The organism is Micrococcus porci, from assembly GCF_020097155.1.
GTDB classification, from domain to species: Bacteria; Actinomycetota; Actinomycetes; order Actinomycetales; family Micrococcaceae; genus Micrococcus; species Micrococcus porci.
Window position 1 is genome coordinate 1,627,559 of record NZ_CP083691.1, and the last position, 24,944, is coordinate 1,652,502.

Consider the following 24,944-nt stretch of genomic DNA (forward strand, 5'->3'; position numbering starts at 1 on the left):
GAGACTGCACGCCATGGTGCGCTGGTTGACAGCGGGCGAGTCTCACGGCCCCGCGCTCACAGGAATCGTCGAAGGACTGCCGGCCGGGATCCCGGTCACGACGCAGGAGATCCAGGACGCGCTCGCGCGCCGTCGCCTGGGCTACGGGCGAGGCGCCCGGATGAAGTTCGAGCAGGACGCGGTGACGGTGCTCGGCGGCATCCGCCACGGGCTCACCCTCGGCTCGCCCGTGGCCATCCAGGTGGGCAACACCGAGTGGCCCAAGTGGGAGCAGGTCATGGCCGCGGATCCCGTGCCCGAAGAGGAGCTGGCGGGCCTGGCCCGCAACGCGAGGCTCACCCGCCCGCGGCCCGGCCACGCCGACCTCACCGGCATGCAGAAGTACGGCTTCGACGAGGCCCGCCCGCTGCTCGAGCGCGCGTCCGCCCGGGAGACCGCCGCACGCGTGGCCCTCGGCACGGTCGCCCGCGCGTTCCTCGCGGAGCTGGGCGTGCGGATCGTCTCTCACACCGTCGCCTTCGGCGAGGCCGCCCTGCCCGAGCCCCACGCGTTCCCCGTGCCGGAGGACCAGGACCGGCTCGACGCCGACCCGGTGCGCTGCATCGACCCGGAGACCTCCGCCGCGATGGTCGCCGAGGTGGACGCGGCCCACAAGGAGGGCGAGACCCTCGGCGGCGTCGTCGAGGTCCTGGCCTACGGCGTGCCGATCGGCCTGGGCTCCCACGTGCACTGGGACCGCCGGCTCGACGCGCGCCTGGCCGGCGCGCTCATGGGCATCCAGGCCATCAAGGGCGTCCAGGTGGGCGACGGCTTCGCCACGGCGTCCCGGCGCGGGTCCGCCGCCCACGACGGCATCGCCCGCGGCGCGGACGGGCGCCCCCGCCGCACGAGCGACCGCGCCGGCGGCATCGAGGCCGGCATGTCCACGGGCGAGCTGCTGCGCGTCTCCGCCGCCATGAAGCCCATCGCCACCGTCCCGCGCGCCCTGCCCACCGTGGACGTGGCCACCGGGGCGGAGACCACCGCCCACCACCAGCGCTCCGACGTCGCGGCCGTGCCCGCCGCCGGCATCGTGGCCGAGGCCATGGTGGCGCTCGTCCTGGCGGACGCCGTCCTGGAGAAGTTCGGCGGCGACTCCGTGGCGGAGACCCGCCGGAACATGGAGGCCTTCACGGCCGCGCTGCCCGCGCTGCCGGACGCGCCCGCCGAGCAGCCCGCCGCCGACCACATGGGCGACCCGCTGCAGTGAGCGCGCAGCCGGCCCCCACGGACGGGGTCCCCTCCTGGGAGGCGATGGTCCGGGGGCTCGACGGCCGCCTGGCCGAGACGAGCCGGGACCCCGGTCCCGTCGTCGTCCTCGTGGGGCCGATGGGCGCGGGCAAGACCACCGTCGGCCGGGCCCTCGCCGAGGCCACGGGGCGGGTCTTCGTGGACTCCGACGCCCTGTTCGAGGACGCCTTCGGCTCGATCCCCGCCTACTTCACCTCCCGGGGGGAGCCGGAGTTCCGGCGCCAGGAGGAGCGTGTCATCGCCCACGTGCTGGCCCACCCGGCCCCCTGCGTCCTCGCCTGCGGCGGGGGAGCCGTGCTCTCCGCGGCCACCCGCGCCCGCCTCGCGGATCCACGCGCGGTCGTCGTCAGCCTGCAGGTGGCGGAGCCGGAGGCGCTGCGCCGGCTCGGCGGCGGGGCCGGTCGCCCGGTGCTCGCGGGAGACCCCGCGGGACGGTGGAAGGCCGTCCTCGCCGAGCGCGCCCCGCTCTATGCCGAGGTCGCCGACCTCACCCTGGACGGCACCGGCCACCGGCCCGGCGACATCGCCTCGCGTATCGTGGAGGCGATCCCCACCCTGCCGAGGAGGCACACCCGCCCATGACGGAGCACCAGCCGGACCAGTCCGACCCCATCGCGGAGCATTCCGCCGCCGCACCCGAGCAGGACGTCACCGTGATCCCCGTCGCGGGGGGCCCGGAGAACCGGGCCGGCGGCGGGTACGACGTCGTCGTCGGACGCGGACTGCTGGGGCGCCTCCCGGCCGTGCTCGGCCCCCAGGTGCGCCGCGTCCTGGTGATCCACCCCCGCGCGCTGCGCGCCACCGGCGACGTCGTCAAGAACGACCTCGAGGCCGCCGGCCTGGTCTCCCTGACCGCGGAGATCCCGGACGCCGAGGAGGGCAAGCACCTCCAGGTCGCCGGCTTCTGCTGGCAGGTCCTCGGCCAGAACGACTTCACGCGCTCGGACGCGATCGTCTCCGTGGGCGGCGGCGCCGTCTCCGACCTCGCGGGCTTCGTGGCCGCCACCTGGCTGCGCGGCATCCGCGTGGTGCACATGCCCACGACGCTGCTCGGCATGGTCGACGCCGCCGTGGGCGGCAAGACCGGCATCAACACCGCCGAGGGAAAGAACCTCGTGGGCGCCTTCCACCCGCCGGCCGGCGTGCTCGCCGACCTGGACACGCTGCTGACCCTGCCCTCCAACGAGCTGGTCTCCGGCCTCGCCGAGGTCGTCAAGTGCGGCTTCATCGCCGACCCGCGCATCCTCGAGCTGATCGAGGAGGCCCCGGAGCAGGCGCAGAACCCCCACTCGGCCGTGCTGCGCGAGCTCATCGAGCGCGCCGTCCGGGTGAAGGCGGAAGTCGTCTCCGGCGACCTGCGCGAGGCCGGCCCCCGCGAGGCGCTCAACTACGGGCACACCCTCGGCCACGCGATCGAGCACGCCGAGCGCTACCAGTGGCGGCACGGCGCGGCCGTGTCCGTGGGCCTCGTGTTCGCCGCCGAGCTGGCGCGCTCCCTGGGCCGGCTCGACGACGCCACCGCGGACCGCCACTGGTCCGTCCTGCAGTCCCTCGGGCTCCCCGTCTCCTACCGGGGCGACCGCTGGCAGACGCTGCTCGAGGGCATCAAGCGGGACAAGAAGAACCGCGGCGACCAGCTGCGCTTCGTCCTCCTCGACGGCCTCGCCCGCCCGACGACGGTGGACATCCCGGACGCGTCCCTGCTGTTCGCGGCCTACCAGGAGATCGCCGAGTGAGCCGCGCCGGTAGAATGGCCGGCGCACACTGAACAGACGCATGCAGCGGGCCGGCGCGGCCCGCACGAGATCGGGAGAAGACGAGTGGCCACGACCAACGACATCAAGAACGGCTCCGTGCTCAACCTGGAGGGCCAGCTCTGGAACGTCATCGAGTTCCAGCACGTGAAGCCGGGCAAGGGCGGCGCCTTCGTGCGCACCAAGATGCGCAACATCACCTCCGGCAAGGTCGTGGACAAGACCTTCAACGCCGGCACCAAGGTCGAGTTCGCCACCGTGGACCGCTCGGACTACCAGTACCTGTACCAGGACGGCGAGGACTACGTCTTCATGGACGTCAAGGACTACGACCAGATCACGGTGCCCGCCGCCGTCGTGGGCGACGCCGCCAAGTACATGTTGGAGAACACCCAGGTGGTCATCGCCATGAACGAGGGCACGCCGCTGTACCTCGAGATGCCCGCCTCCGTGGTGTTGGAGATCACCTACACCGAGCCGGGCCTGCAGGGCGACCGCTCCTCCGCCGGCACCAAGCCCGCCACCGTGGAGACCGGCGCCGAGATCCAGGTGCCGCTGTTCGTGGAGCAGGGCACCCGCGTCAAGGTGAACACCACCAACGGCGAGTACCTGGGCCGCGTCAATGACTGACACCCCCTCCGCCTCCGACGCCAAGCGGGGGACCACGGCGCGCAGCCGCTCCCGGCAGCGCGCCGTGGAGATCCTCTTCGAGGCGGAGCAGCGGGGCACGGACGTCCTGCAGGGCATCCGGACCCGCCGTGAGAGCACCGACCTGCAGGTCAACGCGTACACCCAGCGGCTCGTCGAGGGCGTCGTCGCGGACCAGGAGCGGGTCGACGAGGCCCTGACCTCGTACTCGCGCGGCTGGTCCCTGGACCGCATGCCGGCCGTGGACCGCGCCATCCTCCGGGTGGGCGCGTGGGAGCTGCTGTTCGAGGACGAGGTCCCGGACGCCGTCGCCGTGTCCGAGGCGGTGGCCCTGGCCGCCGCCCTGTCCACGGACGAGTCGCCGGAGTTCGTGAACGGGCTCCTGGGCCGGCTCCAGCAGGTCAAGCCGACCCTGCTCGCCTGAGCCGCACCCGCCACGCCAGGCCGCACCGGGGCCCCGTCATCCACGACGGGGCCCCGGTCCGCGCTGATAGAGTCGAGGCGTGCCGCCGCCCGTCCGGCCGGACCGGCGACGCACGCAGACCGCATCCTTTAACGACCGTCCTGTGAGGCGGGGAAGGAGGCGCCGGCATGGGAGGGATCCCCGCCGCACCTCGTGCTGCACGCACAGTGCTGACCGCACCCGAGATCGACCGGGCGCTGACGCGCATCGCCCACGAGATCCTCGAGTCCAACAAGGGTCCCGAGGGGCTCGTCCTGATGGGCATCCCGCGCCGGGGGGTGCCGCTCGCCCGCCGCCTCGCGGCCGTCCTCCACCGCATCGACCCGGCCTTCGACCCGGTCTCCGCCGTGGGCGAGGTGGACGTCACCCTCTACCGGGACGACCTCCGCCGCGGCACCGCCCGCACCCCCGCGCCCACCCGGCTGCCCGATCACCCGCTGGACGGCGCCGTCGTCGTGCTGGTGGACGACGTCCTGTTCTCCGGGCGCACCATCCGCGCCGCCCTGGACGCCCTCGCGGACCTGGGCCGCCCGGCCGCCGTGCGCCTGGCCGTGCTCGTGGACCGCGGGCACCGCGAGCTGCCGATCCGCGCCGACTTCGTGGGCAAGAACCTTCCGACCTCCACCGCCGAGCGTGTGCAGGTCCGCCTCACCGAGGTCGACGGGCCGGACGGCTCGGGCGAGGTCCCGGAGGACGCGGTGCGCATCGTCGACGCCCCCGCGGAGACCCCGAGGGAGGCCTGAGCCGTGCGCCACCTGCTCGACACCGCGGACCTGACCCGCGCCGAGGCCCTCGCCGTGCTGGACACCGCCGAGGAGATGGCGGCCGTCAACGCGCGCGAGGTGAAGAAGCTGCCCTCCCTGCGCGGCCGCACGGTGGTGAACCTCTTCCTCGAGGACTCCACCCGCACCCGCATCTCCTTCGAGGCCGCGGCCAAGCGCCTCTCCGCGGACGTCATCAGCTTCTCCGCCAAGGGCTCCTCCGTGTCCAAGGGCGAGTCCCTGAAGGACACCGTGCAGACCCTCGAGGCCATCGGCGCGGACGCGATCGTCATGCGCCACTGGTCCTCCGGCGCGGCGGCCCAGCTGGCGGCCTCCGGCTGGGTGGACTCCGCCGTGGTGAACGCCGGCGACGGCACCCACGCCCACCCCACCCAGGCCCTGCTGGACGCCTTCACGCTGCGCCACCACCTGGCCGCCCACGACGGCGTCGCCCCCACGGGCACCGACCTCACCGGCATGCACGTCGTGATCGTGGGCGACATCCTGCACTCCCGCGTCGCCCGCTCCAACGTGTGGCTGCTGACGCTGCTGGGCGCCCGCGTGACGCTGGCCGCCCCGCCCACGCTGCTGCCCGTGGGCGTGGCCTCCTGGCCGGCCCGGGTGACCTACTCCCTGGACGAGGCCCTCGCCGACGCCCCCGACGCCGTCATGATGCTCCGCGTGCAGGCCGAGCGCATGGGCGGGGCCTACTTCCCGTCCGCGGGGGAGTACACCCGCCTCTGGGGGCTGAACCCGGCGCGGTTCGAGCGCCTGACCCGCCAGTCCGGATCCCGCCTGGACACGCCGCTGGTCATGCACCCCGGCCCCATGAACCGCGGCCTGGAGATCTGCGACGCCGCCGCGGACTCCCCGCAGAACACCGTCCTGGAGCAGGTGGCCAACGGCGTGTCCGTGCGCATGGCCGTGCTGCACCTCGTGCTGAACCAGGATCCCGCCCTCGCCCCCCAGGAGGCCCGCCCGTGAGCACCACCGTCCCTCCCGCCCTCCTCTTCCGCGGGGCCGCCCTGGCCTCCGGCCGCGTGGCGGACGTCCTCGTGAGCGACGGCCGCGTCGCCGCGGTCGGGGAGGTCCCGGCCGTCGACGCCGAGGGCGCGAGCGTCGTCGAGGCCGCCGGCACGGTGCTCCTGCCCGGCCTCGTGGACCTGCACACCCACCTCCGCCAGCCCGGCAAGGAGGACGCCGAGACCGTCGAGACCGGCACCCGTGCCGCCGCCCGCGGCGGATTCACCGCCGTCCACGCCATGGCGAACTCGACGCCCACGGCGGACACCGCGGGCGTCGTCGAGCAGGTCTGGCGCCTGGGGCGCGAGGCCGGCTGGTGCGACGTCCACCCGGTGGGCGCCGTCACGGTGGGCCTGGCGGGGGAAGCCCTCGCCGACATCGGCGCGATGGCCGACTCGCAGGCGCGCGTCCGGATGTTCTCCGACGACGGCATGTGCGTGCACGACGCCGTGCTCATGCGCCGCGCCCTCGAGTACGTGAAGTCCTTCGGCGGCTTCGTGGCGCAGCACGCCCAGGAGCCCAGGCTCACCGCGGGTGCGCAGATGAACGAGTCGGAGCTCTCCGGCGTCCTCGGCCTCGCCGGCTGGCCGGCGGTCGCGGAGGAGGCGATCATCGCCCGCGACGTGCTGCTCGCCCAGCACGTGGACTCGCGCCTGCACGTCTGCCACGTGTCCACCGCCGGCTCCGTGGAGCTGATCCGCTGGGCCAAGGCGCAGGGCGTGCAGGTGACCGCCGAGGTGACCCCCCACCACCTGCTGCTCACCGAGGAGCTCGTGCGCTCCTACGACCCGGTGTTCAAGGTCAACCCGCCGCTGCGTCGCGAGTCGGACGTCCACGCCCTGCGCGCGGCGCTGGCGGACGGCACCATCGACACGGTGGGCACGGACCACGCCCCCCACACGGCGGAGTCCAAGCAGTGCGAGTGGACCGTCGCCGCGATGGGCATGACCGGCCTGGAGACCGCGCTCTCCGTGGTGCAGCAGGCCATGGTGGACACCGGCCTGATGGACTGGTCCGGCGTGGCGCGGGCCATGTCCACGGAGCCGGCCCGCATCGCCGGGCTGCAGGACCAGGGCCAGGCCGACGAGTCCGGCGAGCCGCTCGTGGGCGCCGTCGCCAACCTGGTACTGTGGGACCCGGCCGTGCGTCGCGCTGTGGATCCCGAGACCCACGCGACGCGCTCCCGCAACAGCCCGTACCGGGGCATGGAGCTGCCCGGCGCGGTCGTGCACACCGTCTACCGCGGCCGCCGGGTCGTCGCCGACGGCGAGCTCACCCAGCCCGTGGTCCACGCCGACGCCCCCGAGGGCCGCGCATGAGCGCGGTGCTCCCGGCGGCGCTGCCCCTGGCGGCCACGCCGGTCCCGCCGGCCTCGCCCATGAAGGACTACTCGGACGTCTGGCTGCCGATCGTGCTGACGACCGTCGGGGTCATCGCCCTCCTGCTGGCCCTCATCGCATGGGGCTGGCGCGGCCGCCGGCGGCGGCAGGCCGGCATCCCGGCGCCGGCCACCGTGCCGCCCGAGGTCCTGGAGCGCGAGCCCGCCGTGTCCGCGGAGGGCATGTGGGTGGGCACCGTCTCCGGCACCGACCGCCTCGACCGGGTGGCCGTCCACGACCTGGGGCTGCGCTCCTCCGGCGTGCTGGAGGTCCACACGGCGGGCGACCGGCCCGGCGTGCTGGTGCTGCGCCCGAACATCGCCCCGCTGTTCGTCCCCGCCGCCCACCTCATGGAGGCCGGCCGCTCCGCCGGCATCGCCGGCAAGTTCGTGGAGCCCGGCGGGCTTGTCGCGTGGGGCTGGCGCCTCGGCGACGTCGACGTCACCTCCGCCTTCCGCCCCCGCCGCCCCGAGGACCGCGACCGCGTCCTGGAGGCCCTGCAGACCGTCATCGACCGCGCCGGCCGCCCCGACGCAGGACAGGAGAACGCCCGATGAGCACCCCGACCCCCGAGACCGCCCTGCTGGTGCTGGAGGATGGCACCGTGCACCGCGGCCGCGCCTACGGCGCCCGCGGCTCCACGCTGGGCGAGGCCGTGTTCACCACCGGCATGACCGGCTACCAGGAGACCCTGACGGACCCCTCCTACGCCCGCCAGATCGTGGTGCAAACCGCCCCGCACATCGGCAACACCGGTGTGAACGACGAGGACGCCGAGTCCCGCGCCATCTGGGTGGCCGGCTACGTGGTGCGCGACGCCGCCCGCCGCCCCTCGAACTGGCGCTCCCAGCGCACCCTGGACGAGGAGCTCGCCGCGCACGGCGTCGTGGGCATCCAGGATGTGGACACCCGGGCCATCACGCGCGCACTGCGCACCGAGGGGTCCATGAAGGCCGGCATCTTCTCCGGCGAGGCCGCCCAGCGCCCCGAGGCCGAACTGCTGGCGGAGGTCCGCGAGCAGCCGTCCATGGCCGGCGCCCGCCTGGCCGAGACCGTCTCCGCCCCCTCCGCGTACGTCGTCGAGCCGTCCGACCACGGCTGGGACGGCGAGCCCATCGCCGACGTCGCCGCCCTGGACCTCGGCATCAAGGCCGCCACCCCGCACCACCTGGCCGCCCGCGGCATCCGCGTGCACGTCCTCCCGGCGGACTCCGACTTCGCCGCGATCCAGGCCGTGCGGCCGGACGGCGTCTTCATGTCCAACGGCCCGGGCGACCCCGCCACCGCGGACGCCCAGGTTGCCGTCCTCCGCGAGGTCCTGGACGCGGGCCTGCCGTACTTCGGCATCTGCTTCGGCAATCAGATCTTCGGCCGCGCCCTCGGCTTCGGCACCTACAAGCTGCCGTTCGGCCACCGCGGCCCGAACCAGCCGGTGATGGACAAGGCCACGGGCCGCGTGGAGATCACATCCCAGAACCACGGCTTCGCGGTGGACGCCCCGATCGGCGAGGTCGTGGAGGCCCCGGAGGCCCGCTACGGCCGCGTCGAGGTCTCCCACTGGTCCCTCAACGACGACGTCGTGGAGGGCCTGCGCCTGCTCGACCGCCCCGCCTTCTCCGTCCAGTTCCACCCCGAGGCCGCCGCCGGTCCGCACGACTCGCTCGGCCTGTTCGACCGGTTCGCCCACACGCTCACCGAACGCCGCGCCGCCGCCCCGTCCGCCACCCCCGAAGGAGCCTGATCCATGCCCAAGCGCACCGACCTGAAGTCCGTCCTGGTCATCGGCTCCGGGCCCATCGTCATCGGCCAGGCGGCCGAGTTCGACTACTCCGGCACCCAGGCCATCCGCGTGCTCAAGGAGGAGGGCGTCCGCGTCATCCTCGTGAACTCCAACCCGGCGACGATCATGACCGACCCGGAGCTGGCCGATGCCACCTACGTCGAGCCCATCACCCCCGAGGTGGTCGCCAAGATCATCGAGAAGGAGCGCCCGGACGCGGTCCTGCCCACCCTCGGCGGCCAGACCGCGCTGAACACGGCGATCGCCCTGGACAAGGACGGCGTCCTCGAGAAGTTCGGCGTCGAGCTGATCGGCGCGAACATCGCCGCGATCGAGCTCGGTGAGAACCGCGAGCTGTTCAAAGGCGTCGTGGAGCGCGCCGGCGGCGAGTCCGCCCGCTCGCACATCGTGCACACCATGGAGGAGGCCTTCGCCGCCGTCGAGGACCTCAAGTACCCCGTCGTCGTGCGCCCGTCCTTCACCATGGGCGGCCTCGGCTCCGGCATGGCCTACGACGAGGCCGACCTGCGCCGCATCTGCGGCGCCGGCCTGCAGTACTCGCCCACCTCCGAGGTGCTCCTGGAGGAGTCCATCCTGGGCTGGAAGGAGTACGAGCTGGAGATGATGCGGGACAAGAACGACAACGTCGTCGTCGTCTGCTCCATCGAGAACGTCGACCCCGTGGGCGTGCACACCGGCGACTCGATCACCGTCGCCCCGGCGATGACCCTCACCGACCGCGAGTACCAGAAGCTGCGCGACATCTCCATCAACGTCATCCGCGAGGTCGGCGTGGACACCGGCGGCTGCAACATCCAGTTCGCCGTGAACCCGGAGGACGGCCGCGTCGTCGTCATCGAGATGAACCCGCGCGTGTCCCGCTCCTCGGCGCTGGCCTCCAAGGCGACCGGCTTCGCGATCGCCAAGATCGCCACCAAGCTGGCCCTGGGCTACACGATGGACGAGATCCCCAACGACATCACGCAGAAGACGCCGGCCTCCTTCGAGCCCGTCCTCGACTACGTGGTGGTGAAGGTCCCGCGGTTCGCGTTCGAGAAGTTCCCGGCCGCCGACGCCACGCTGACCACCACGATGAAGTCCGTGGGCGAGGCCATGGCGATCGGCCGCTCGTTCTCCGAGGCCCTGCAGAAGGCCCTCCGCTCGCTGGAGCAGAAGGGCTCCGAGCTGTCCTTCGACCGCGACGCCGACCCGGCCTCCCTGCTCGCGTCCGCCCGCACCGCGACCACGCAGCGCCTGGCCCAGACCCAGCGCGCCCTCTACGCCGGCGCCACGCTCGAGGAGGCCTTCGAGGCCACCGCGATCGACCCGTGGTTCCTCGACCAGCTGATGCTGATCAACGAGGTCGCCGACGAGGTCCGCGAGGCCCCGCAGCTGGACGAGGCGGTCCTCCGCCGCGCCAAGCGCCACGGCTTCTCCGACGCCCAGATCGGCTCCCTGCGCCACATGGACCCCGCCGTGGTCCGCGGGCTGCGCCACGCCCTCGGCGTGCGCCCCGTCTACAAGACCGTGGACACCTGCGCCGCCGAGTTCGAGGCGTTCACCCCCTACCGCTACTCCAGCTACGACCTGGAGTCGGAGGTCGACGAGCACGCCGCGCCGTCCGTGGTGATCCTCGGCTCCGGCCCGAACCGCATCGGCCAGGGCATCGAGTTCGACTACTCGTGCGTCCACGCCACCCTCGCCCTGCGCGAGGCCGGCTACGAGACCGTCATGGTCAACTGCAACCCCGAGACCGTCTCCACGGACTACGACATCTCCGACCGCCTCTACTTCGAGCCCCTCACCCTGGAGGACGTGCTCGAGGTGATCGCGGCGGAGGAGGCGACCGGCGGCGTCGCCGGCGTGTTCGTGCAGCTCGGCGGGCAGACCCCGTTGAAGCTGGCCCAGCAGCTGGCCGATGCGGGCGTGCCGATCCTCGGCACCTCCCCGGAGGCCATCGACCTGGCCGAGCACCGCGGCGAGTTCGCCCGCGTGCTCGACGAGGCCGGGCTCATCGCCCCGAAGAACGGCACGGCCGTCTCCTTCGAGGACGCCAGGCGCGTCGCGGACGAGATCGGCTATCCGGTGCTCGTCCGCCCGTCCTACGTGCTGGGCGGCCGCGGCATGGAGATCGTGTACACGGAGGAGGCGCTGGCCCACTACGTCACGAACGCCACCGAGATCACCCCCACGCAGCCGATGCTCGTCGACCGCTTCCTCGAGGACGCCATCGAGATCGACGTGGACGCCCTCTACGACGGCCACGAGCTGTACCTGGGCGGCGTCATGGAGCACATCGAGGAGGCCGGCATCCACTCCGGGGACTCGGCCTGCGTCCTGCCGCCCGTGACCCTCGGCCCGGACGTGCTGGAGCGCGTGCGCACCGCCACGGAGAAGATCGCCGCGGGCGTGGGCGTGCGCGGCCTGATCAACATCCAGTTCGCGCTCGCCTCGGACGTGCTCTACGTGATCGAGGCGAACCCCCGCGCGTCCCGCACGGTGCCGTTCGTCTCCAAGGCCACCGGCGTGCAGCTGGCCAAGGCCGCGGCGATGATCGGCATGGGCCGGACCATCGCGGAGCTGCGCGCGGCCGGCACCCTGCCCACCGCCTTCGACGGCGCCTCCCTCCCGATGGGGGCCTCGGTGGCCGTCAAGGAGGCCGTGCTGCCCTTCACCCGCTTCCGCACGGCGGAGGGCCGCGTGGTCGACTCCCTGCTGGGCCCGGAGATGCGCTCCACGGGCGAGGTGATGGGCATCGACCGCCACTTCGACACCGCGTTCGCGAAGTCGCAGGCCGGCGCGGGCGGTCCGCTGCCCACCGAGGGCCGGGTGTTCGTCTCGGTCGCCAATCGGGACAAGCGCGCCGTGGTCGGCCAGGCCAAGCGCCTCGTGGACCTCGGCTTCGAGATCGTCTCCACGGGCGGCACCGCCGAGGTGCTGCGCCGCAACGGCGTGCCCGCCGAGGTCGTGGCGAAGATCGCGGACGCGTCCGACGCCGACGGCGCCGGGACCGTCCTCGAGCAGCTGCACGAGGGCCGCGTGGACCTCGTGTTGAACACGCCCTCCGGCGGCGAGGCCCGCACCGACGGCTACGAGATCCGCGCCGCGGCCACCTCCCTGGGCGTGCCGGTGATCACCACGACCGCCGAGTTCGCCGCATGCCTGCAGGCCATCGAGGCGATGCGCACCTACGAGTGGTCGGTCACCTCGCTGCAGGAGCACGAAGAGCGCCTCGCGCAGGCGGTCGCGGCGGAGGCGTCCGCGTGAGCGTGCCCGCCGCGTCCATGACGCGTGAGCCCTTCGGGCGGCGCCTGGCCGCGGCGATGGCCGCGGCCGGGCCGCTGTGCCTGGGGATCGACCCCCACCCGTCCCTGCTGCAGGCCTGGGGGCTGCCCGACACGGCCGCCGGCCTGGAGTCCTTCGGGCTGACGGCCCTGGAGGCCGCAGCCGGGGACGGCGCGGCCCGCGTGGCCGCCGTGAAGCCCCAGGTGGCCCTCTTCGAGCGCCACGGCTCGGCCGGCCTCGCGGTCCTGGAGCGGCTGCTGGCGGAGGCCCGGGACGCCGGGGTGCTCACCATCGCCGACGCCAAGCGCGGGGACATCGGCTCCACGATGGACGGCTACGCGGCGGCCTGGCTGGACGACGCCTCGCCCCTGGCCGCCGACGCCGTGACGCTGAGCCCCTACCTGGGCTACGGGACGCTGACCGCGAGCATCGAGCGGGCGGCCGCCGCCGGCCGCGGGGTGTTCGTGCTCGCACTGACCTCGAACCCGGAGGGGGCCTCCGTCCAGCACGTCGGCGCGTCCGAGGGGCAGGGGGCCGTGGCCGCACGGATCGTCACGTCCGCGGCCGCGGACGACGCCCGGCTGGCCGGTCTCGACGGCTGGGGCCCGGTGGGCCTGGTGGTCGGGGCGACGGTGGCGGGCCATGCCCGCGAGCTGGGCATCGACCTCGCCGCGCTGCGCGGACCGCTGCTGGCCCCCGGCTTCGGGGCGCAGGGTGCCACCGGGGCGGGCATGCGGGAGGCGTTCGGCGCGGCCTGGCCCCAGGTGCTGGCCACGTCGTCCCGAGGGATCCTGGCGGCCGGTCCGACTGTGACCTCGCTCACGCGCGCCATCGACGCCGCCCGGGCTGACCTGGGAGTCGAGGGGCCCGACCCGCGGCATGCCGCGGGCAGGGATGCGTGATGGTAACTTTCCGTCCGAACTCAGCCGGTTATGGTTGTTTGAACGACCAACCGGCACCGTGCCGGGGAACCACCGGACGATGGAGCGAGGACTTTCGATGGCACTGCGGCAGTTGAGCGTCGAGGAGCGGGCTGAAGCGCGGGCCAAGGCCCTGCGGGCCCGCCAGGAGCGCGCGACCCTCAAGACCTCCTTCGCCAACCGAGACCTCAGCCTGCAGGAGGTGTTCGCCCGTGCGGACGTCGACCCCGCCATCGGCCGGCTCCGGACGGTGGACCTGCTCCAGGCGATGCCCGGCGTGGGCGAGGTCCGCGCCTCGGCCGTCATGGAGGCCTGCGAGATCTCCCCGGCGCGTCGCCTCAAGGGCCTCGGACGCCGCCAGCGCGAGGCGCTCATCGCCTATATTGGCCGATGACCTGCCGCCGGGGCGCGGCGCGGACCCTGCAGGCCCGTCGCCCGCAGCCGCCGCGGTGACCCACCACCCAGGAGCACCCGTGAGCGACCTCTCCGACCTCGGCCCCGCCCCCTCCGTCCCCGGCGAGCGCGCCCCCTCCCGCCCCCCGGCGCCGGGCGCCGGGGTCACCGTGCTGGCCGGCCCCACCGCGGTCGGCAAGGGCACCGTGTCCGCGTACATCCGCGAGCACTACCCCCAGGCCTGGCTCTCCGTCTCGGCGACCACGCGCGCCCCGCGTCCGGGGGAGGAGGACGGGGTCCACTACTTCTTCACCACGCCCGAGGAGTTCGACGAGCTCGTGGCGGGGGACCAGATGCTCGAGTGGGCCGTGGTCCACGGCCGGAACCGCTACGGCACCCGGCGCGATCGCGTGGCCGAGGCCGTCGCGGCCGGGCGACACGTGCTCCTGGAGATCGACCTCCAGGGCGCCCGCCAGGTGCGCCGGACGCTCCCGGAGGCCACGTTCGTGTTCCTGGCCCCGCCGTCGTGGGACGAGCTCGTCTCCCGGCTGGTCGGCCGGGGCACCGAGGGCCCGGAGGAACAGCGCCGCCGGCTGGAAACGGCTAGACTTGAGCTCGCCGCCGAGCCGGAGTTCGACGCCGTCGTCGTGAACGACGCCGTCGAGCGCGCCGCCGCGGAGCTCGTGAAGCTCATGGGGATCGACCCCCATGACGCCCCCGCCTCCGCCTGACGGGCCGCCCCCGGCCGCCCCGTGCGTTCCGACGCACGGCCAGAAGACCACCCGAGAGCAGACACTGGAGACCTACGTGACCGATCAGTACGAAGGCATCGTCAACCCGCCCATCGACTCCCTCCTGGAGCGGGTGGACTCGAAGTACGCCCTGGTGCTGTTCGCCGCCAAGCGCGCCCGCCAGATCAACGCCTACTACTCCCAGCTGCACGAGGGCCTGTTCGAGTACGTCGGCCCCCTCGTGGACACCCAGCTGAACGAGAAGCCGCTGTCCATCGCCATGCGCGAGATCGAGTCCGACATGCTGGTCATGGCCGAGACCGCCGCGGTGGAGCCCGCGATCGAGCTCGCCGAGGAGGAGTTCGGCGACTTCGCGCTGCCGGGCGACGACGACCCCTTCGTCGCCGAGCCGACCGCCGAGGGCGTGTCCCCCGAGGAGTACGGCGCCCCGGTCACCACGGGGGACGACGACGCCGTCGAGGACATCCTCTCCGGCGCGGACGTCGCGGACGAGGACGCCTGATCCGCTGATGGAGGTCGTGCTCGGCGTCGGCGGGGGCATCGCGGCGTACAAGGCCGCGCTGCTCCTGCGCCTCATGAAGGAGGCCGGCCACGGCGTCACGGTGGTGCCCACCGACAACGCCCTCAGGTTCGTCGGCGCCCCCACGTGGGAGGCGCTCTCCGGCCGTCCGGTGCGGACGGACACGTTCACCGACGTCCCGGAAGTCTCCCATGTCCGGCTGGGGCGGGAGGCCGACCTCGTCGTCGTCGCCCCGGCCACCGCCGACCTGCTCGCGCGCACCGCCGCCGGCATGGCCCCCGACCTGCTGGGCAACGTCCTCCTCACCGCCACGTGCCCGGTGGTGCTGGCGCCCGCCATGCACACCGAGATGTGGCGGCACCCCGCCACCGTGGCCAACGTCGCGCTGCTGCGCGAGCGCGGGGTGCACGTGATCGAGCCGGACTCCGGGCGCCTCACCGGTGCGGACTCCGGCCCCGGCCGGTTGCCCGAGCCCGCCCGGATCTGGGCCGAGGCCCAGGACGCCGCCGCCCGCGCCGGGGGTCGTGCGGGCCGCGAGGCCGCGGTCACCGCGGCGGAGCCCGGAGCCGCGTCGCCCCTGGCCGGACGCACCGTCGTGATCTCCGCCGGCGGCACGCGCGAGGCCCTCGACCCCGTCCGCTTCCTGGGCAACCGCTCCTCCGGCAAGCAGGGCACGGCCCTCGCCGAGGCCGTCCTGGCCGCCGGGGCCCGGGTCCGGTTCATCGCCGGGCCCATGTCCGTGGCGCCGCCCGCGGGCACGGAGGTCACCGCGGTGGAGTCCACGCAGGAGCTGCTGGAGGCCGTCCTGTCGGAGGCCGCCGACGCCGACGTGCTCATCATGGCGGCCGCCGTCGCGGACTTCCGGCCGGCCCAGGTGGCCACGTCCAAGATCAAGAAGACGGACGACGGCGGGGCCCCCACCATCGTCCTCGAGCGCACCCCGGACGTGCTCGCCACGGCGGTGCAGACCCGGGACGCGGGCGGCCCCATGGCCCCCGTGATCGTCGGATTCGCCGCCGAGACCGGGGACGAGCACACCACACCGCTGGAATACGGCCGGGCCAAGCTGGCCCGGAAGGGCTGCGACCTGCTCGTGGTCAACGAGGTCGGGGACGGCAAGGTCTTCGGCCAGGACGCCACGGAGGTCACGGTGCTCTCCGCGGACGGCGCCGAGCCCGTCACCCGGACCGGCTCCAAGGCGGAGGCGGCGGCCGCCGTCGTCGAGGCGCTGGAGCGTGTCCTGGCGAGTCGGGAGGCCGGAGGGGCCCCCGGACGCTGACCTAGGATGGTCGGCATGAGCGACACCCCCACGCCGACCCCGTCCGCCGCCGCCCAGCCGTACCGCGGCGTCGGGGGCGGAGACCTGCGCCTGTTCACCTCCGAGTCCGTCACCTCCGGTCACCCGGACAAGATGTGCGACCAGATCTCGGACGCGATCCTCGACGCCATCCTGGCGGCGGACCCCTCCGCGAAGGTCGCGGTGGAGACGCTCTCCACCACCGGCCTGGTGCAGGTGGCCGGCGAGGTGAACACGTCGGCGTACGTGGAGATCCCGCACATCGTGCGCGAGACCATCCTGGACATCGGCTACGACTCGTCGGCCAACGGCTTCGACGGGGCCCAGTGCGGCGTCAACGTCTCCATCGGCCAGCAGTCCTCGGACATCTTCGCGGGCGTCTCCCGGTCCCTCGAGGCGCGCGAGCAGGGCTCGGCGGACGAGGTCGACGAGCAGGGCGCCGGCGACCAGGGCATCATGTTCGGCTACGCCACGAACGAGACGCCGTCGTACATGCCGACCCCCATCTACCTGGCCCACCGCCTCTCCGAGCGTCTCACCGCCGTGCGCCGCCAGGAGAACACCCCCATGCCGTACCTGCTGCCGGACGGCAAGACGCAGGTGACGGTGGGCTACGACGCCGACCACCGCCCCCGCACTGTCGAGACGGTGGTGGTCTCCACCCAGCACCACGACGTGGTCACCCAGGAGCAGCTGCGCGCCGACGTCGCCGAGCACGTGATCCGCCCCGTGATCGAGCGCTCCGGCCTGGACGTCTCGAACGCCCGGTTCATCATCAACCCGGGCGGCAAGTTCGTCATCGGCGGCCCCGTGGGCGACGCCGGCCTGACCGGCCGCAAGATCATCGTGGACACCTACGGCGGCATGGCCCGCCATGGCGGCGGCGCCTTCTCCGGCAAGGACCCGTCCAAGGTCGACCGCTCCGCGGCCTACGCCCTGCGCTGGGTGGCCAAGAACGTCGTCGCCGCCGGCCTGGCCGGGCGCGCCGAGTTCCAGGTGGCCTACGCGATCGGCTCCGCCCGCCCCGTGGGCCTCTACGTGGACACCTTCGGCACGAACGCCGTCCCCGAGGAGACCATCATCGCGGCCGTGAACGAGGTGTTCGACCTGCGCCCCGCCGCCATCGTCAAGTCGCTCAACCTGCTCCGGCCGATCTACCGCAAGACCGCCGCGCACGGCCACTTCGGCCGGGACGACGCCGACTTCACGTGGGAGCGGACGGACAAGGTGGAGGAGCTCCGCCGCGCCGCGGGGGTGTGATCCGCCACGGACGCCCTGTTCGCGCTCGCCGAGCCTGAGGAGCGGCCGCGGCTGCCCGACTCCCCGGACGGGTGGCCCGAGGACCCGGTGGCCCGCGTGCTGCTGGACAGCCCCGTTCCCCACCTGGATCGGGAGTTCGACTACCTGGTCCCGCCCGCCCTCGACGAGCGGGCGGTGCCCGGCTCCCGCGTCTCGGTCCGCTTCGGTGGCCGCGAGACGACGGGCTGGCTCGTTGAGCGGGTCGCCGCGCCGGCCACCCACGCCCGGCTCACCGAGCTGGCCGGCGTCCTGACGGCGGTGCCCCCGCTCACCGAGCACGTCCTGGCCGTGGCCCGCGCCGTGGCCGCCCGTCAGGCCGGCGTCGTCTCCGACGTCCTGCGCTCCGCCGTGCCGCCGCGGGTGGTGAGCGTGGAGAAGGAGGTGCTCGCCGAGCTCGCGTCCGGCCCGGAGGTCGACCACCCCGTTCAGGGGGTCGTCGCGGACCCGCACGCCCGCCTGGTGTGGGAGGAGCTCACGGGGGGCACGGCGTTCGTGGCGTCCGCCGTGGCCGGTGACCCCGTCCGGGCGGCCGCCGTGGTGCCCAGCCGCGTGGGGGACTGGGACGAGTCCTCCGCGCTCGCCGCGCTGGCCACCGCCGTCTCCCGTGCCGGCGGGGGAGTGCTCCTCCTCGTGCCCGACCACCGGGACCTCGACCGGCTCAGCGCGGCCCTCGCCCGCGAGGTGGGTGAGGACGGGTTCGTGCGGGTCGGCTCCGAGGACGGCAACACCCCGAGGTACCGGGCCCACCTGCGCGCGCTGACCGGCCTGGCCCGGGTGGTCGCCGGCACCCGCGCCGCCGCGTGGGCGCCCGTGCAGGATCTCCGCCTGGTGGTGGTGTGGGACGACGGAGACGACGCCCACGCCGAGCCGCGCGCGCCGTACTTCCACGTCCGGGAGGTGGCCCTCGAGCGCGCCCGGCAGTCCGGCAGCGCGCTCCTGTTCGCGGGCCCGTCCCGGTCCGTGCCCGTGCAGCGGCTGGTGGAGCACGGCTGGCTCCTGGAGGTCTCCGCGGACCGCGCGTCGCAGCGGGCGGCGAGCCCCCGCATCGTGGCGTCGGCGGACTCGTGGGAGTCCGCCCGGGACCCGTTCGCCCGGCGGGCTCGCCTGCCGCACGCGGCGTGGGCCGCCGCGGGGGAGGCGCTCTCGGGGCCGACGCCCGGCCCGGTCCTGGTGCAGGTGGCCCGCGCGGGATTCATCCCCGCCGTCGTGTGCGGGCGGTGCCGCACCCCCGCCCGCTGCCGCGTGTGCGCGGGACCGCTGGCCTTCCGGGACCGACGGTCCGCCGAGCGGGGCGAGCTGGCCTGCCGCTGGTGCGGCACGCGCGAGCGGGACTTCCACTGCGCCGAGTGCGGGTTCACCGGCCTGCGCGCCGGGGTCCGCGGCGTGGACCGCACCGCAGAGGAGCTGGGCCGTGCCTTCCCCCAGGTCCCCGTCCACTCCTCCTCGGCGGACCACCGGCTCGGCGAGGTCGGGGAGGGTCCCGCCCTCGTGGTGGCCACCGTGGGCGCGGAGCCGCACGCCCGCGGCGGCTACGCGGCCGCCCTGCTGCTGGACGGCGACGCCCAGCTGCAGCGCGAGGGCCTCGACGTGCCCGTGCGCGTCCTGACCCGCTGGCTCGCGGCGGCCTCACTGGTGCGCCCGGCCGCCGAGGGCGGGACCGTGGTGGTCACCGCCGAGCACGACGCCGCCGTCGGCGCCCTCGTGCGCCGCGACCCCCAGGGGTTCGCCGGGCACCTGCTGGCGGAGCGCCGCGAGCTCCACCTGCCGCCCGCCGGCCGCCTTGCCGAGGTCACGGGGGAGGCGGGCGCCGTCGCCGAGTACCTCGCGCTGGTGGAGGCGGCGCGGCGCGAGCGTCGGCGCGTCGGCCCGGACGCGGACCCCTCCCTGGACCTCGACGTGGAGGCCCGGCCCGGGGACGCGACACCCCTGCCGTGGATCGGCCCGGTGCCGGACGTCGCGGACGAGTCCCGCTCGCGCGCCCTGCTGCTGTTCCCCTGGGCGGCGTCGGCGGCCACCGTGGACGCCCTGCGGGTGGCCCGCTCCGCCGCCAGCGCGCGCCGCGAGCGCTCCGCCGTCCGGGTCCGCCTGGACCCGCCGGGCGTGCTCTGACGCCTCCGGGCCGGGAGTCAGGGGTGCGTCAGGCGCCGGCGGCGAGCCACTCCCGCAGCAGTCGCGCGCACGCGGCCGGCCGCTCGTAGTGGAGCAGGTGTCCGACGCCGTCCAGCACGTGGAGCTCCGGGACGCCGCCCGCGGCGGCGATCCGCGCGGCGAGCGCCTCCTGCGCCGCGACGGAGCCCAGGGGATCCTCGCGGCCGGCGACGAGCAGGACCGGCAGGTCCAGGCGGTCCGCCGCCTGCGCGACGGTGCCCGTGCTCGAGGCGCGGTAGGACTCGGAGAGCATGCGGGCGGAGGCGAAGCCGGAGAAGAAGCGCCGGTGTTGGTCATGGGTGTAGGCCAGGACGTCCCTGTCCCGCGTGCGCGACATCGCCTGCGTGGTCACCCACACCACGGGCGGCGCGCCGAGCAGCAGCCGGCTCACCCGCTCCGGCAGGCGCGCCGCCGCCTCGTAGTACGCCTCCGCGACGCCGGCCAGCAGCCGGTCTGCGCGCGAGCCGGACGCGTCCAGGGCGGGCTCGGCGATGGGGTTGAGGAGCGCGAGCGCGGGCCAGGCGCCGGAATCCCGTTGCACGAGGTGCGCCGCGACGACGGTGCCGTAGGAGTGCGCCACCAGCACCGGCGGCGCGTCCAGGCCGAGCGCCGCCACGGCGGCGGCGAGCGCGTCCGCGTGGTGGGCCACCGTGTGCTCGGCGTCGGGGAAGGGATCGGAGGCACCGAATCCGGGCAGCTCCACGGAGGAGACGCCGAACTCGGGCAGGCAGTCCGCCAGCAGCTGGAGACCGTGGTGGTCCCCGCGGAACCCGTGCACGAACACCAGGTGGGGGCGCGCGGCGCCGGCCACGGAGGCGCCCGACGACGGCGCGGCGTCGTGCTGCCACACCGCGACCGAGAGGGGCGCGCCGCTGATCGGGTCCGGCACGGCGACGTCCCGCCGACGGGGGACGCGCACGTCGTGCCCCGTCAGGGCGCGGGGGGGCGTCGTCGGTGCCGGGATGCGGAGCCGGTGCCACGGCCGGATCGGGCGGGGCCCGGCGGGGGAGGCCGGGTCGGCGTCGTGGGGTGCGGGCATGGGGCCAGCGTAGTGAGGTGCCCCGCCGTGACGGACTCCACGTCCGGGGATCCTGTCCGCTGCCGGCCGGTACGCCTAGCGTGGACGGGTCCGCGCCGCGGCGAGCGCGCCCGTCGTGGATCGTCCCCGCACCCCACGAAAGGCACCCGCGTGCAGAAGTCCGCCGCCCTCAGATCCGTCCAGCTCGCCCTCGCCTTCGTCGGCCTCCTGGTCGGAGCGGGCTTCGCCACCGGGGCCGAGGTCATCCAGTACTTCGTCGGATTCGGGGAGGTCGGCATCGGGGGCGCGCTGCTCGCCGGCGTCCTGGTGGCCGTGGGCGGCGCCGTGGCCCTCCAGCTCGGCAGCCTCTTCCTGGCCGCGGACCACAAGGTCGTGTTCCGCAGTGTCTCGCACCCTGTGATGGCCAGGATCCTCGACGCCGTGGTGACCGTGACGCTGTTCGCGATCGGCTTCGTCATGCTCGCCGGCGCCGGCTCGACCCTGGCGCAGCAGCTCGGGTGGCCCGTCTGGGCGGGCGCCGCGCTGATGACGGCCATGGTCATCGTCACCGGCATGCTCGACGTCGAGAAGGTCTCCGCGATCATCGGCATGATCACGCCGCTGATCATCATCGCGGTGGTCGCCGGCTTCGCCTACGTCGTGGCGACGCACGAGGGCCCCTTCACCGTGAACGACTCCCTGGCCGTGCAGGCCGTCACGCCGGTGTCCCCGTGGTGGCTGTCCTCGATCAACTACTTCGGCCTCGTCGTGGTCATGGCCGTCTCCATGTGCGTCGTCATCGGCGGCTCCACCTCGAGCCCGCGCGAGGCCTTCGTCGGCGGCCTGGTCGGCGGCGTCGTGTACACGGTCCTGCTGGTGCTGGCCTCCGTTCTCCTGTACCTCGGCTACGCCGAACTCGGCACCGCGGACGTGCCCATGCTCCAGCTCTTCGCGTCGATCCACCCGGCACTCGGCTGGGCGATGGTGGTGGTCATCTACCTGATGATCTACAACACCGCCATCGGCATGTTCTACGCCCTCGGCCGCCGCCTGACCGCGGAGCGCCCCGGCCTCTACCGCCCCGCGTTCGTCGGCGTCACCCTCGCGGCCTTCGCCGTGAGCTTCCTCGGGTTCGGCGACCTCATGAACTACGTCTACCCTGCGCTGGGCTATCTGGGCATCGTGCTGGCGGTCGTGCTCCTCGTCTGGTGGGCCGCCCACCGCGATGACATCGCCGCCGAGTCGGGCCTGCGCCTGCGCCTCCTCGCGCTGCTGCGCCTGCGCGAGCACCCGGAGAAGACCTTCACGCGGCAGCACGCCGTGATCCTGCAGGAGACCGCGGAGGAGTCCGTCGCCCCGACCGAGACCGTCACGGAGATGATGGAGGCCGACGCGGTGGCCGTCATCGAGGCCGAGGACCCCGACCTCCTCCCCGCCGCCGACGAGACCGCCGGCCGCGGCGGCGCCGACCACGGCGGCGCGGACGGGTCGGCCGCCGCCCGCGGCTGAACCGCGCCGACCCACCGCCCCCCCCCCCGGACGACGACGTCGTGCGGGGGGCCGTCGTCGTGGTGGCGGTCCCAGGCGGACGCCGCCGTAGGATGGTCGGGCCTGCCGCACCGGCCATCGTGCCGGGCGCCCAGCATCCGAGCACCCCGACTGCGTGAGGACACGAACCACCGTGAGCCAGACCCCCGAGAGCGCCGCACCGGCCACCCCCCAAGTCCCCGAGGACGCCGAGTATGCGTTCAGCGAGGTCGAGGCGCGCTGGGCCGGGTACTGGGAGCAGGCCGGCACCTTCACGCCGCGCGGCGACGGGTCCGCGACCCGCACCGTGGTCGACATGTTCCCCTACCCCTCCGGCGACCTCCACATGGGCCACGCCGAGGCCTTCGCCATGGGCGACGTCCTGGCCCGGTACTGGCTGCAGCGCGGCTACGACGTCCTCCACCCGATCGGCTGGGACTCCTTCGGCCTCCCCGCGGAGAACGCCGCCATCAAGCGCAACGCGCACCCCGCCGAGTGGACCTACGCGAACATCGAGACCCAGAAGCGCTCCTTCCAGCGCTACGGCATCGCGGTGGACTGGTCGCGCGAGCTGCACACCTCGGACCCCGAGTACTACCGCTGGACCCAGTGGCTGTTCCAGCAGCTGTACAGGAAGGGCCTGGCGTACCGGAAGGACTCCCCGGTCAACTGGTGCCCCCAGGACCAGACCGTGCTCGCCAACGAGCAGGTCGTGGACGGGAAGTGCGAGCGCTGCGGGGCCGAGGTCACCAAGCGCGAGCTGAACCAGTGGTACTTCCGGATCACCGAGTACGCCGACGCCCTGCTCGACGACATGGACCAGCTCACCGGGCACTGGCCCGAGCGCGTGCTGGCCATGCAGCGCAACTGGATCGGCCGCTCCGAGGGCGCCCACGTGGACTTCCAGGTGGAGGACGGTCCCGCCGTCACCGTCTTCACCACCCGCCCCGACACCCTCCACGGCGCCACCTTCATGGTGGTGGCCGCCGACGCGCCCCTGGCCCTCGAGCTGGTCGACGACGAGCACCGCGCCGCGCTCGAGGCCTACCGCGAGGAGCTGAAGAAGGCCTCGGACATCGAGCGTCAGGCCACCGACCGCCCGAAGACCGGCGTGTTCCTGGGCCGTCATGCCGTCAACCCGCTCACCGGTGAACGGCTCCCCATGTGGGCCTCCGACTACGTGCTGGCCGACTACGGCACCGGCGCCATCATGGCCGTGCCCGCGCACGACCAGCGCGACCTGGACTTCGCCCGGGCCATGGACCTGCCGGTGCGCACCGTCGTGGACACCGGTGAGGAGGACCCGGCGGTCTCCGGCGTCGCCACCACCGGCGAGGGCACCCTGGTGAACTCGGGCGAGCTCGACGGCCTGTCCAAGGCCGACGGCATCGCCCGTGCCATCGAGATCGTCCAGGAGCGCGGCACCGGCCGCGGCACCACCACCTACCGCCTGCGCGACTGGCTGCTCTCCCGTCAGCGCTTCTGGGGCACCCCCATCCCCGTGGTGCACTGCCCCGAGCACGGCGAGGTGCTGGTCCCCGAGGACCAGCTGCCGGTGCTGCTGCCCACGGACCTCAAGGGCGGGCAGCTGGCCCCCAAGGGCCAGTCGCCGCTGGCCGCCGCCGAGGAGTGGGTGAACGTGCCGTGCCCCGAGTGCGGGGCGCCGGCCCGCCGGGACTCGGACACGATGGACACCTTCGTGGACTCGTCCTGGTACTTCCTCCGCTACGCGTCCCCGTGGGACGAGCAGCAGGTCTTCGACCCGGAGCTGGTGAAGACCTGGCTGCCCGTCGACCAGTACGTGGGCGGCGTCGAGCACGCCATCCTGCACCTGCTCTACGCCCGGTTCTTCACCAAGGCCCTCCACGATCTGGGGCTCGTGCCCTTCACGGAGCCCTTCCGCGCCCTGCTGAACCAGGGCCAGGTGCTCAACGGCGGCAAGGCCATGTCGAAGTCGCTGGGCAACGGCGTGGACCTCGGCCAGCAGCTCGACGAGTTCGGCGTCGACGCCGTCCGCACCACCATGGTGTTCGCCTCCCCGCCGGAGGACGACGTGGACTGGGCCGACGTCGCCCCGGCCGCGGCCGGAAAGTTCCTCGCCCGCGCCTGGCGGCTGGCCCGCGACGTGCGCGCCGCCGGCACCCCGGCGGGCGACCCGGCCCAGGGCTCGGCGGCGCTGCGCCGCGTCACCCACCGCACCGTGCACGAGGCCGCGGCCCTCGTCGAGGACCACAAGTTCAACGTGGTGGTGGCCAAGACCATGGAGCTGGTGAACGCCACCCGCAAGGAGATCGACGGCGGCGCCGGCGCCGCCGACCCCGCCGTCCGCGAGGCGGCCGAGGCCGTCGCGATCCTGCTGTCCCTGGTGGCGCCCTACGTGGCCGAGGACATGTGGGCCATGCTCGGCCACGAGCCCTCCGTGGTCCGCGCCGGCTGGCCCGCGGTGGACGAGTCGCTGCTCGTCGAGGACACGGTGACCGCCGTCGTCCAGGTCAAGGGCAAGGTCCGCGATCAGCTCCAGGTGCCGGCGGACGTCTCCGCCGCGGACCTCGAGGCCGCGGCCCGCGCGTCCGCCAAGGTCCGGGCGTTCATCGGCGACGCGGAGATCGTCAAGGTGATCGTGCGCGAGCCCAAGCTGGTCAACCTGGTCATCCGCTGACCGCACCGGCACACTGGGCGGGCCGGGT

The 24,944-nt window shown here is 74.1% G+C and carries 21 protein-coding genes; 20 read left to right on the top strand and 1 reads right to left on the bottom strand.

The genetic code is table 11. The features are described 5' to 3' along the window. Positions 1-13 precede the first annotated feature (13 nt). The 18 genes from aroC to KW076_RS07800 all read left to right on the top strand — a co-directional run bounded on the left by aroC (position 14) and on the right by KW076_RS07800 (position 19,673). Entirely contained in the window at positions 14-1,249 is a 1,236-nt protein-coding gene (gene aroC, locus KW076_RS07715; protein WP_224354789.1) for a chorismate synthase, read from the top strand. After that, on the top strand, positions 1,246-1,872 hold the full coding sequence (locus tag KW076_RS07720; protein ID WP_224354790.1) for a shikimate kinase: 627 nt from the start codon (positions 1,246-1,248) through the stop codon (positions 1,870-1,872). The genes aroC and KW076_RS07720 overlap by 4 nt, the downstream gene beginning before the upstream one ends. Continuing rightward, positions 1,869-3,026 (top strand): 3-dehydroquinate synthase, encoded by a 1,158-nt coding sequence (gene aroB, locus KW076_RS07725; RefSeq protein ID WP_224354792.1) that lies wholly within the window; start codon positions 1,869-1,871, stop codon positions 3,024-3,026. Before KW076_RS07720 ends, aroB begins: the two co-directional genes overlap by 4 nt. Before the next feature lie 84 nt (positions 3,027-3,110). Then, positions 3,111-3,674: an elongation factor P gene (gene efp / locus KW076_RS07730; protein ID WP_224354794.1), complete on the top strand. Its 564-nt coding sequence runs from the start codon at positions 3,111-3,113 to the stop codon at positions 3,672-3,674. Further along, the gene (nusB, locus tag KW076_RS07735) at positions 3,667-4,116 is read left to right on the top strand and encodes a transcription antitermination factor NusB (protein WP_224354796.1); all 450 of its coding nucleotides are present in this window, start codon (positions 3,667-3,669) and stop codon (positions 4,114-4,116) included. The genes efp and nusB overlap by 8 nt, the downstream gene beginning before the upstream one ends. A gap of 167 nt (positions 4,117-4,283) precedes the next feature. Further along, positions 4,284-4,898 carry a bifunctional pyr operon transcriptional regulator/uracil phosphoribosyltransferase PyrR gene (gene pyrR, locus KW076_RS07740; RefSeq protein ID WP_224354798.1) on the top strand — a complete coding sequence of 205 codons (615 nt, stop codon included), beginning with the start codon at positions 4,284-4,286 and terminating at the stop codon, positions 4,896-4,898. Positions 4,899-4,901: 3 nt separating this feature from the next. After that, positions 4,902-5,900 carry an aspartate carbamoyltransferase catalytic subunit gene (locus KW076_RS07745; RefSeq protein WP_224354800.1) on the top strand — a complete coding sequence of 333 codons (999 nt, stop codon included), beginning with the start codon at positions 4,902-4,904 and terminating at the stop codon, positions 5,898-5,900. Further along, positions 5,897-7,258 carry a dihydroorotase gene (locus tag KW076_RS07750; protein ID WP_224354801.1) on the top strand — a complete coding sequence of 454 codons (1,362 nt, stop codon included), beginning with the start codon at positions 5,897-5,899 and terminating at the stop codon, positions 7,256-7,258. The genes KW076_RS07745 and KW076_RS07750 overlap by 4 nt, the downstream gene beginning before the upstream one ends. Then, complete coding sequence (locus KW076_RS07755; RefSeq protein ID WP_224354803.1) at positions 7,255-7,875, top strand: PH-like domain-containing protein; 621 nt, start codon at positions 7,255-7,257, stop codon at positions 7,873-7,875. The genes KW076_RS07750 and KW076_RS07755 overlap by 4 nt, the downstream gene beginning before the upstream one ends. Continuing rightward, positions 7,872-9,059: a glutamine-hydrolyzing carbamoyl-phosphate synthase small subunit gene (carA, locus tag KW076_RS07760; protein ID WP_224354804.1), complete on the top strand. Its 1,188-nt coding sequence runs from the start codon at positions 7,872-7,874 to the stop codon at positions 9,057-9,059. Before KW076_RS07755 ends, carA begins: the two co-directional genes overlap by 4 nt. Positions 9,060-9,062: 3 nt before the next feature. Beyond that, positions 9,063-12,365: a carbamoyl-phosphate synthase large subunit gene (gene carB / locus KW076_RS07765; protein ID WP_224354805.1), complete on the top strand. Its 3,303-nt coding sequence runs from the start codon at positions 9,063-9,065 to the stop codon at positions 12,363-12,365. 17 nt (positions 12,366-12,382) lie between these two features. Then, positions 12,383-13,285, top strand: a complete 903-nt coding sequence (gene pyrF, locus KW076_RS07770) for an orotidine-5'-phosphate decarboxylase (protein ID WP_224356810.1) — start codon at positions 12,383-12,385, stop codon at positions 13,283-13,285. Positions 13,286-13,382: 97 nt separating this feature from the next. Continuing rightward, entirely contained in the window at positions 13,383-13,697 is a 315-nt protein-coding gene (gene mihF / locus KW076_RS07775) for an integration host factor, actinobacterial type (protein WP_224354806.1), read from the top strand. Positions 13,698-13,866: 169 nt separating this feature from the next. Then, a complete protein-coding gene (gmk, locus tag KW076_RS07780; RefSeq protein WP_370643403.1) occupies positions 13,867-14,427 on the top strand; it encodes a guanylate kinase in 561 nt (186 codons plus the stop codon). A 76-nt stretch (positions 14,428-14,503) separates the two neighbouring features. Next, entirely contained in the window at positions 14,504-14,950 is a 447-nt protein-coding gene (gene rpoZ / locus KW076_RS07785) for a DNA-directed RNA polymerase subunit omega (RefSeq protein WP_224354808.1), read from the top strand. Between the two features lie 7 nt (positions 14,951-14,957). Then, entirely contained in the window at positions 14,958-16,247 is a 1,290-nt protein-coding gene (gene coaBC / locus KW076_RS07790) for a bifunctional phosphopantothenoylcysteine decarboxylase/phosphopantothenate--cysteine ligase CoaBC (protein ID WP_224354809.1), read from the top strand. A gap of 15 nt (positions 16,248-16,262) precedes the next feature. Next, positions 16,263-17,525, top strand: a complete 1,263-nt coding sequence (gene metK / locus KW076_RS07795) for a methionine adenosyltransferase (protein WP_224354810.1) — start codon at positions 16,263-16,265, stop codon at positions 17,523-17,525. A 96-nt stretch (positions 17,526-17,621) separates the two neighbouring features. Continuing rightward, positions 17,622-19,673 carry a primosomal protein N' family DNA-binding protein gene (locus tag KW076_RS07800; protein WP_224354811.1) on the top strand — a complete coding sequence of 684 codons (2,052 nt, stop codon included), beginning with the start codon at positions 17,622-17,624 and terminating at the stop codon, positions 19,671-19,673. Between the two features lie 28 nt (positions 19,674-19,701). On the opposite strand, the gene KW076_RS07805 is transcribed toward KW076_RS07800, so the two are convergent. Next, on the bottom strand, positions 19,702-20,751 hold the full coding sequence (locus tag KW076_RS07805; RefSeq protein WP_224354812.1) for an alpha/beta fold hydrolase: 1,050 nt from the start codon (positions 20,749-20,751) through the stop codon (positions 19,702-19,704). 150 nt (positions 20,752-20,901) lie between these two features. On the opposite strand from KW076_RS07805, the gene KW076_RS07810 reads away from it, so the two are divergent. Next, the gene (locus tag KW076_RS07810) at positions 20,902-22,239 is read left to right on the top strand and encodes a YkvI family membrane protein (protein WP_224354813.1); all 1,338 of its coding nucleotides are present in this window, start codon (positions 20,902-20,904) and stop codon (positions 22,237-22,239) included. A gap of 172 nt (positions 22,240-22,411) precedes the next feature. Further along, on the top strand, positions 22,412-24,916 hold the full coding sequence (leuS, locus tag KW076_RS07815; RefSeq protein WP_224354814.1) for a leucine--tRNA ligase: 2,505 nt from the start codon (positions 22,412-22,414) through the stop codon (positions 24,914-24,916). The last annotated feature ends 28 nt before the right edge of the window (positions 24,917-24,944 follow it).